We start from the raw sequence: 8,628 nt of genomic DNA on the forward strand, positions 1-8,628 counted from the left end.
GCGTCGCGGGAGGTCGTCTCGCTCGGCGCGGTGGAGATGGCGGAGCGGCCCCTGCCCTCACCGGGGCGTGAGCGCGTGCGGGCGGCCGTGCTCGACGGGCTGCGCAGCTCCCCTCCCGGGGGTTCCGGGGGTCTGGGAATGCTGAAGTGGACGGAGGGCGCGGTGGCGATGCGGCGCCGCATCGCCTTTCTCCACCGGGAGTTGGGCGAACCGTGGCCGGACGTCTCGGACGCGGCTCTGCTGGAGCGGGCGGACCTGTGGCTGGGCAAGGAGTCGACGCGTGCCCAACTGGCTCGTATCGACGCCGGACAGGTGCTGGCCGGACTGATGCCGTGGGAGTCGGGACAGGCCGCCCGGCTGGACGAACTCGCCCCGGAACGCATCGAGGTCCCCTCCGGCTCCCGGATACGAGTGGACTACACGGGTGAACAGCCCGTGCTGGCCGTCAAGTTGCAGGAACTCTTCGGCTGGCAGGACGCACCCCGGCTGGCGGGCGGACGGGTGCCGCTGCTGGTGCACCTGCTCTCCCCCGCCGGCCGGCCCGCTGCGGTGACCGCGGACCTCGCCTCCTTCTGGCAGGACGGCTACCGATCCGTACGGGCAGAACTACGCGGGCGCTACCCCAGACACCCGTGGCCGGAAGACCCGGCCACGGCCGAGCCCACCCGCCACACGAACCGCCGCACAAGGCGCTGAGCAGCCACGGCCAAGCAAGCAGCCACGGCCGAGCAGACCCCGTGACCAGACAGAACAGCCACACGAACCGCCGGGCCGGACGCTGAGCAGCCACGGCCAAGCAAGCTGGCACCGCCGAGCAGGCCCCTTGACCAGACAGAACAGCCACACGAACCGCCGCACGAGGCACTGAGCAGCCACGGCCAAGCAAGCTGGCACCGCCGAGCAGGCCCCGTGACCAGACAGAACAGCCACACGAACCGCCGGGCCGGACGCTGAGCAGCCGGCCCGGGAGCGCTTGCGCCTCGTGGCTCCCCTGCTCGGCTCCCCTGCTCGCCTGACTGCCGCTACTTGACGGTCAGTTCGATGTCGAGCGTGGGGCCGTCGGGGGTGGTGATGCGCAGGATGAAGGTGCCGGTGACGTCGTCCGTGTAGATCGTCGGGAGCTTGAGCACTCCCTCCTTGCTCAGAAGTCCCAGCAGGCCTTCCCGGCCGGACTTGAGGTCGGAGAGGGTACGGACGGGCTTGCCGAGCGCGTCCTTGAAGTGGGGGCCCTTCTTGACCTTCTTGCCGTCCTCGTCGAGGAGGGTGGCGGCCATGGGGACGTCCGGAACGGCCTCGCCCTTGTAGGCGGCGGTTACCTCCACCTGCTCGGCGAACTGCCCGTCCGGTGCGGCTTCGACGCTGCCGGCCGTGTGCGTCAGCTTGTCGGCCCTCGGGTTCACCGTGGCGATGAACGACGCCGAGCCGACGTCGTGTCCGACGACGGAGGCCTTCACGGTGAACTGACCTGTCTCGTCACCTGCGTTGAGCACGGGCGCCGTGGCGACACCGTCGGACTTGGAGGTGACGGTGGCGCCGCCTTCGAAGCTCGCGTCGGTCTCGCCGATGATCTCGTACTTGACCTTGACGCCCTTGACGGCCTTGCCGCCCTTGTCGACGACCCGGACCTGCAGCTGCTTGGCGAAGTCCTTGCCGGTGCCGGCCGAGAGCTTGGGCGTGCTGACGGGCTTCAGAGCTGCCGGCTTGCTGGGGGCGGGGCTGGGCGACTGGTCGTCGTCCCCGTCGTCGCCGTCCCCCTTGCCGCCGTCGCCCTTGCCGGGCTTGTGGGCGCCGCCTTCCGAACCGCCCTTGCCCTTCCCGGGCTTGTCGTCGGCGCCTCCGGCACCCGGCGAGGTCGGGAGGGGGCCGGCGCCGTCGGGAACCTTGTGGGTGCCCTTGCGGTAGAACTCGTACCAGGCCAGGACGGTGCGGAGGTAGTCCTCGGAGTGGTTGTAGCTCAGGACGGCCCGGTCCAGGTCGGCCTTGGACGTCAACTCCTTGCCGCCCGCGCACAGATACTTGCCGGCGGCCAGCGCGGCGTCGTGGATGTTGTTCGGGTCGCGGGTGCCGTCCGCGTTGCCGTCGGCACCCCAGCGGGACCAGGTCGAGGGTATGAACTGCATGGGGCCGACCGCGCGGTCGTACTTGCCGTCGCCGTCGAAGCGCCCGCCGTCGGTGTCCCCGATGTGGGCGAAGCCGGCACCGTTGAGGACGGGGCCGAGGATGGGCTTGAGGGTGGTGCCCTCCTTGTCGACGGCTCCGCCGCGGGCCTGGCCGGACTCCACCTTGCCGATGGCGGCGAGCAGTTCCCAGCGCAGACCACAGCTCCGGTCGGTGCCGGCGAGGGTGCGCTCCGCCTTCTTGTACGCGGCCAGCACGGTCGCGGGTATGCCGGAATCTGAGCCGGCGCCGGGACCGTTGGGCGAAGTGCGGGGCGGGGCAGGGGATTCGAGGGGCGGCAGCTCCGTGTGGTACGAGTCGTCGCCGGGAGTGCCCTCGTCCGGCACCTCGTCCGCGCGCTCCTTGCCGGGCCCGTCCTGGGCACCCAGGTCCATGCTCGGGGCCTGCGAAGCGGTGAGAGCCGTCATCGCCGCGGCAGCGATGGCCGTACCGGTCACGCCCCTGCGGAGCTTGCTGCGCCGTCGACGCCCAGCGACGTTCTTGGCCGCTTCGTACTTGCCGCGATACCGCGCCATCAGTCAGACCCCGTCCTTGTCCCCTGCGGACGTCAACACGGTGACCCTACGGCAACTCCCGGCCCGCGTCTGCGAGTCCCGGCACTCGGTGCCCTAACGCGCAGATCCCTACGGCGTAAGGGAAACGGGGCCTGACACGTGAGGTCCGAGCCCAACTCCTGGGGAGGCGGCGGGCCCAGCAAGAGGGCGGGCCCCCGCCTCAGTGAGCCGCCGACTCCCAGTCGTCGCCGTACCCGACTGACACGTCCAGCGGCGACCGCAACTGGACCGCACCCGCCATCTCTTGGCGCACCAGGGCCTCCACGGCCTCCCGCTCGCCGGGCGCGATCTCCAGCACGATCTCGTCGTGGACCTGGAGCAGCATCCGCGAGGCCAGCTTCTGCTCGCGAAGGCCCTTGTCGACGCGGAGCATCGCCAGCTTGACGATGTCCGCCGCGGTGCCCTGGATCGGGGCGTTGAGCGCCATCCGCTCGGCCATCTCCCGGCGTTGGCGGTTGTCGCTGGTGAGGTCGGGGAGATAGCGGCGGCGGCCCATGATGGTCTCGGTGTAGCCGACGGCGCGGGCTTCGGAGACCGCCCGCTGCAGATAGTCGCGCACTCCGCCGAACCGCTCGAAGTAGTTGTCCATCAGCTTGCGGGCCTCGTCCGGGGTGATGTCCAGCTGCTGCGAGAGCCCGAACGCCGAGAGGCCGTACGCCAGGCCGTAGGACATGGCCTTGATCTTGCGCCTCATCTCCGCGTCGACCTTGTCCTCGGAGACGGCGAAGACCTGTGAGGCGACGGTGGTGTGCAGGTTCTCGCCGGAGGTGATGGCCTCGATGAGCTTGTCGTCGTCGGACATGTGGGCCATGACGCGCAGCTCGATCTGGCTGTAGTCCGCGGTCATCAGGCTCTCGTAGCCCTCGCCGACACGGAAGGCCCGGCGGATGGCACGGCCCTCGTCCGTACGGATGGGCACGTTCTGCAAGTTGGGGTCGGTGGAGGACAGTCGGCCCGTCGCGGCGACGGTCTGGATGAAGCTCGTGTGGATGCGGCCGTCGGCGGCGATCGTCTTGATCAGGCCCTCGACGGTGGTGCGCAGCTTCTGCTGCTCCCGGTACCGCAGCATCAGAACCGGCAGCTCGTGCTCCGTCTGAGCTGCGAGCCATGCGAGCGCGTCGGCGTCAGTCGTCCATCCGGTCTTCGTCTTCTTCGTCTTGGGCAGGCCGAGCTCCCCGAAGAGCACCTCCTGGAGCTGCTTGGGCGAGCCGAGGTTGAACTCGTGGCCCACCGAGGCGTGTGCCTCACGCACCGCCTGATCGACGGCGTCCGCGAACTGCTGCTCCAGACCGGTCAGCCACTCGCGGTCCGCGCAGATGCCGGCGCGCTCCATCCTTGCCAGCAGGGCCGAGGTGGGCAGCTCGACGTCGCGAAGGAGCTCGGCGGCGCCGACCTCGGCCAGCCTCTCCTCGAAGACCTCGGAGAGGTCGAGGATCGTGCGGGCCCTGATCATCAGGGCCTGTGCCTCGGCCTGTTCGTCCATGCCGAAGGCGAGCTGCCCGCCGCCGGCGTCGGCCGGGCCGAGCTCGCGGCCCAGGTACTCCACGGACAGCTGGTCCATCGCGAAGGAGCGGCGGCCGGGCTTGTCGAGGTAGGCGCCCAGCGCCGTGTCCATGGTGATGCCGTCGACGCTCCAGCCGTGCTCCGCGAAGACGCGCATGACGGCCTTGGCGTCGTGGACGGCCTTGAGCTTGCCGGCGTCCGCGAGCCAGGCGGCGAACGCCTTCTCGTCGGCCTCGTCCAGCTGTGCCGGGTCGAACCAGGCCGCCTGGCCGCCGTCGGCTGCCAGGGCGATCTCGCTGACACTGCCCGTGCCCAGCTTCCACTCGTCGACGGTGGCCAGGCCCAGCGTGCCGCCGCCGTGCTCGTCGAGCCACGGTGCCAGCTCACCCGCGCCCAGCACATCGCCTTCGACGTCGATGCCGGCCTCGGGGACGACCTCTTCCTCCTTCGCTCCCGGATCCACGGCGAACAGCCGCTCCCGGAAGTTGAGGTGGCGGAACTCCAGCGCGTCCAGCACGACGCCGAGGGTGTCCCGGTCGTAGGCGACGCGCTCCAAGTCCTCCGGGCGGCAGTCGAGCTCGACGTCGCGGACGAGCTCCGTCAGGTGGCGGTTGAGGGTGACGGACTCCAGGTGCTCGCGGAGGTTCTCCCCGGCCTTGCCCTTCACCTCGCCCGCACGCTCGGCCAGCTCCGCGAAGGAACCGAACTGGTTGATCCACTTGGTCGCCGTCTTCTCGCCCACGCCGGGGATGCCCGGGAGGTTGTCGGACGGGTCCCCTCGCAGGGCCGCGAAGTCGGGATACTGCGCGGGCGTCAGGCCGTACTTCTCCTGGACCTTCTCCGGAGTGAAGCGGGTGAGCTCCGAGACTCCCTTGGTGGGATACAGCACCGTGACGTCGTCGTTCACCAGCTGGAGGGCGTCGCGGTCGCCGGTGACGATCGAGACCTTGAAGCCCGCGGCGGTCGCCTGCGTGGTCAGCGTCGCGATGACGTCGTCCGCCTCGAAGCCCTCCACGGCGAAGCGCCGCACCTTCATCGCGTCCAGCAGCTCGCCGATCAGCTCCACCTGCCCCTTGAACTCGTCAGGGGCGGAGGAGCGGTTCGCCTTGTACTCCGCGAACTCCGCCGAGCGCCACGTCTTGCGGGAGACGTCGAAGGCGACCGCGAAGTGCGTGGGCTCCTCGTCACGCAGAGTGTTGGAGAGCATCGACGTGAAGCCGTAGATCGCGTTCGTCGTCTGCCCGGTGGAGGTGGAGAAGTTCTCCACGGGCAGTGCGTAGAACGCGCGGTACGCGAGCGAATGCCCGTCCATGAGGAGCAGGCGCGGTGCGGTCTCTTTCGATGCCTTCTTAGCCACGTCCCCGATCCTCCCACGGTCCACCGACAACGCCGCCCACACGCTCCGCCCGGCACCTTCGGCCCGGCCCGGCAGCGCGTGGCAACATCACTTCCATGCGGAAACCCCCTGCGCACGACCCTGTCCAGGACGCCCCGGACGTCTCGGCCCCATCCGACTCCGCCGCCGGAAAGCGGGCGGTGGCACGGTCGTTGCGCAACGCGCAGCAGCAGATGGGAGTGCGCCGGACGGCGCTCACGCTGCTGCGGGTCAACCAGGAGGACGGCTTCGACTGCCCGGGCTGCGCCTGGCCGGAACCTGCGAAGCGGCACACGGCGGAGTTCTGCGAGAACGGCGCGAAGGCCGTCGCCGAGGAGGCGACTCTGCGTCGCGTCACCCCCGACTTCTTCGCCGCCCACCCCGTGGCGGACCTGGCCACGCGCTCCGGGTACTGGCTGGGCCAGCAGGGCCGGCTCACCCAGCCCATGTACCTGGCGGAGGGAGCCGAGCGCTACGAACCGGTGCCGTGGGAGCGCGCCTTCGACATCGTCGCCGAGGAGCTGGACGCGCTCGGCTCCCCCGACGAGGCGGTCTTCTACACCTCCGGCCGCACCAGCAACGAGGCCGCGTTCCTCTACCAGCTCTTCGCCCGCGAGTTCGGCACGAACAACCTCCCGGACTGCTCCAACATGTGCCACGAGTCCTCCGGCGAGGCGCTCACCGAGACTCTCGGCGTCGGCAAGGGAAGCGTGTTGCTGGAGGATCTCCACCAGGCCGACCTGATCATCGTCGCCGGGCAGAATCCGGGCACCAACCATCCGCGCATGCTCTCCGCCCTGGAGAAGGCCAAGTCGGCCGGGGCGAAGATCATCACGGTGAACCCGCTGCCCGAAGCCGGCATGACGCGCTTCAAGAACCCCCAGACGCCGCGCGGTCTGGCAGGCGGGGGCACCGCGCTGACCGACCTGTTCCTGCAGATCCGTCTCGGCGGCGACCAGGCCCTCTTCCGCATGCTCAACCGGCTCGTCCTCGAAGCGGAGGGCGGCGTGGACGAGGAGTTCGTCCGCGATCACACCCACGGCTACGAGGACTTCGCCGAGGCCGCCCGCACCACCGGCTGGGACGAGACGCTGACCGCCACGGGTCTCGAGCGCGAGGAGATCGAGGACGCCGTGCGGCTGGTGCTGGCCTCCCGCCGTACCGTCGTGTGCTGGGCGATGGGTCTCACGCAGCACAAGCACTCGGTGGCCACCATCCGCGAGGTCGTCAACCTGCTTCTGCTGCGCGGCAATATCGGCCGCCCCGGCGCTGGGGGCACCTCCCACGCCGAAGGCGTAGGGGGAGTGTGCCCGGTGCGCGGACACAGCAACGTGCAGGGCGATCGCACCATGGGCATCTACGAGCGGCCGCAGCCCGCCTTTCTCGACGCGCTGGAGCGGGAGTTCGGCATCACCGCTCCCCGCGAGCACGGCCTCGACGTCGTGCGCTCCATCCGCGCGCTGCGTGACGGCCGGGCCAAGGTCTTCTTCGCGATGGGCGGCAACTTCGTCTCCGCCTCACCCGACACGGCCGTCACCGAGGACGCGATGCGCCGGGCGCGGCTCACGGTCCACGTCTCCACCAAGCTCAACCGCTCCCACTGCGTGACGGGCTCCCGCGCCCTGATCCTGCCGACGCTGGGCCGCACCGAACGCGATCTGCAGGGCGGCGGCGAGCAGTTCGTGACCGTCGAGGACTCCATGGGGATGGTCCACGCCTCCCGCGGACGGCTGGAGCCGGCCGGCCCCCATCTGCTGTCCGAGCCGGCGATCGTCACCCGCCTCGCCCGCCGCGTCCTGGGGACGGAATCACTCACCCCCTGGGAGGACTTCGAGAAGGACTACGCGCTCGTACGGGACCGCATCGCGCGTGTCATCCCGGGCTTCGAGAACTTCAACGAGCGCGTGGCGCAGCCGGGAGGCTTCACTCTGCCGCACGCCCCGCGCGACGAGCGGCGCTTCCCCACCGCCACCGGCAAGGCCAACTTCACCGCAGCACCGGTGAGTTGGCCACAGGTACCCGAGGGCAGGCTGCTGCTGCAGACCCTCCGCTCGCACGACCAGTACAACACCACCATCTACGGCCTCGACGACCGCTACCGCGGCATCAGGAACGGCCGCCGCGTCGTCCTCATGCACCCGGACGACGCCCGCGCCTTCGGCCTCGCCGACGGCGCGTACACGGACCTGACGAGCGAGTGGACGGACGGAACCACGCGCACGGCCCGGGGGTTCCGCGTCGTGCACTACCCCACGGCACGCGGCTGCGCCGCCGCCTACTACCCGGAGACCAACGTCCTGGTGCCGCTCGACGCCACCGCGGACACGAGCAACACACCGGCGGGCAAGTCGCTGGTGATCCGTGTCACTTCGGGATAAGCGCACGCTCAGCCACCTGATAAGACGGTGGCGGACAAGACCAGTTGGCAAGGGTGAAACGGAGCCGAGGGCCCATGGGCGAGCAGACCACGACCAAGTTCCCGCAGGAGATCCTCGATCAGTGGTCGAACCTCGGACTCGACCTGCCCAGCCTCTTCTCCGCCGGGCACCTCGGCGACCGCATGGGTCTGCAGATCATCGAGGCCTCTCCCGAGCGGGTCACCGGCACGCTGCCCGTCGAGGGCAACACCCAGCCGTACGGGCTGCTGCACGGCGGCGCCTCGGCGGTGCTCGCGGAGACCCTCGGCTCGGTCGGCGCCATGCTCCACGGCGGCCCGGGCAATTATGCCGTCGGCGTCGACCTCAACTGCACGCATCACCGCGGCATCCGCTCAGGGCTGGTCACCGGTACGGCCACACCCGTGCACCAGGGACGCTCCACCGCCACGTACGAGACCGTCATCACCGACGAGGAGGGCAAGCGCGTCTGCACCGCGCGGCTGACGTGCCTCCTGCGCGAGAACCCTCTGGCCCCGAAGCCCGAAGGCAGCTAGCTTCCGGCACATGGGGGAGACGGGCTCGCCGCGCGAAGAGCAGCGCGAGCCCGACGTGCTCGCCGCGGGTGCCCGGCCCCTCACGC

5 protein-coding genes are annotated in these 8,628 nt (G+C 70.3%); 3 read left to right on the top strand and 2 right to left on the bottom strand.

Going from position 1 to position 8,628, the window contains the following annotated elements; translation table 11 throughout:
* Positions 1-696, top strand: a 696-nt coding sequence (locus H5J26_RS25270) for an ATP-dependent helicase C-terminal domain-containing protein (protein WP_303647194.1), incomplete at its 5' end; no start/stop codon positions are given.
* Positions 697-1,022: 326 nt separating this feature from the next.
* Here H5J26_RS25270 and H5J26_RS25275 read toward each other — a convergent pair.
* Positions 1,023-2,693 (bottom strand): lytic murein transglycosylase, encoded by a 1,671-nt coding sequence (locus H5J26_RS25275; RefSeq protein WP_181768274.1) that lies wholly within the window; start codon positions 2,691-2,693, stop codon positions 1,023-1,025.
* A 199-nt stretch (positions 2,694-2,892) separates the two neighbouring features.
* Positions 2,893-5,547 (bottom strand): DNA polymerase I, encoded by a 2,655-nt coding sequence (gene polA, locus H5J26_RS25280; protein ID WP_181768277.1) that lies wholly within the window; start codon positions 5,545-5,547, stop codon positions 2,893-2,895.
* Positions 5,548-5,687: 140 nt separating this feature from the next.
* On the opposite strand from polA, the gene H5J26_RS25285 reads away from it, so the two are divergent.
* Together H5J26_RS25285 and H5J26_RS25290 are read left to right on the top strand one after the other, a co-directional pair.
* Complete coding sequence (locus tag H5J26_RS25285) at positions 5,688-7,988, top strand: FdhF/YdeP family oxidoreductase (protein ID WP_181768275.1); 2,301 nt, start codon at positions 5,688-5,690, stop codon at positions 7,986-7,988.
* A 74-nt stretch (positions 7,989-8,062) separates the two neighbouring features.
* Positions 8,063-8,542, top strand: a complete 480-nt coding sequence (locus tag H5J26_RS25290) for a PaaI family thioesterase (protein ID WP_181768276.1) — start codon at positions 8,063-8,065, stop codon at positions 8,540-8,542.
* Positions 8,543-8,628 lie beyond the last annotated feature (86 nt).

It is taken from the genome of Streptomyces albidus (ex Kaewkla and Franco 2022) (assembly GCF_013870515.1).
Lineage (GTDB): Bacteria > Actinomycetota > Actinomycetes > Streptomycetales > Streptomycetaceae > Streptomyces > Streptomyces albidus.

What these genes read in the sequence shown, in the direction of transcription:
- H5J26_RS25275 (WP_181768274.1), bottom strand. Translation starts at nt 2,693, where the DNA reads ATGGCGCGGTATCGCGGCAAGTACGAAGCGGCCAAGAACGTCGCTGGG.
- H5J26_RS25285 (WP_181768275.1), top strand. Translation starts at nt 5,688, where the DNA reads ATGCGGAAACCCCCTGCGCACGACCCTGTCCAGGACGCCCCGGACGTC.
- H5J26_RS25290 (WP_181768276.1), top strand. Translation starts at nt 8,063, where the DNA reads ATGGGCGAGCAGACCACGACCAAGTTCCCGCAGGAGATCCTCGATCAG.
- polA (WP_181768277.1), bottom strand. Translation starts at nt 5,547, where the DNA reads ATGGACGGGCATTCGCTCGCGTACCGCGCGTTCTACGCACTGCCCGTG.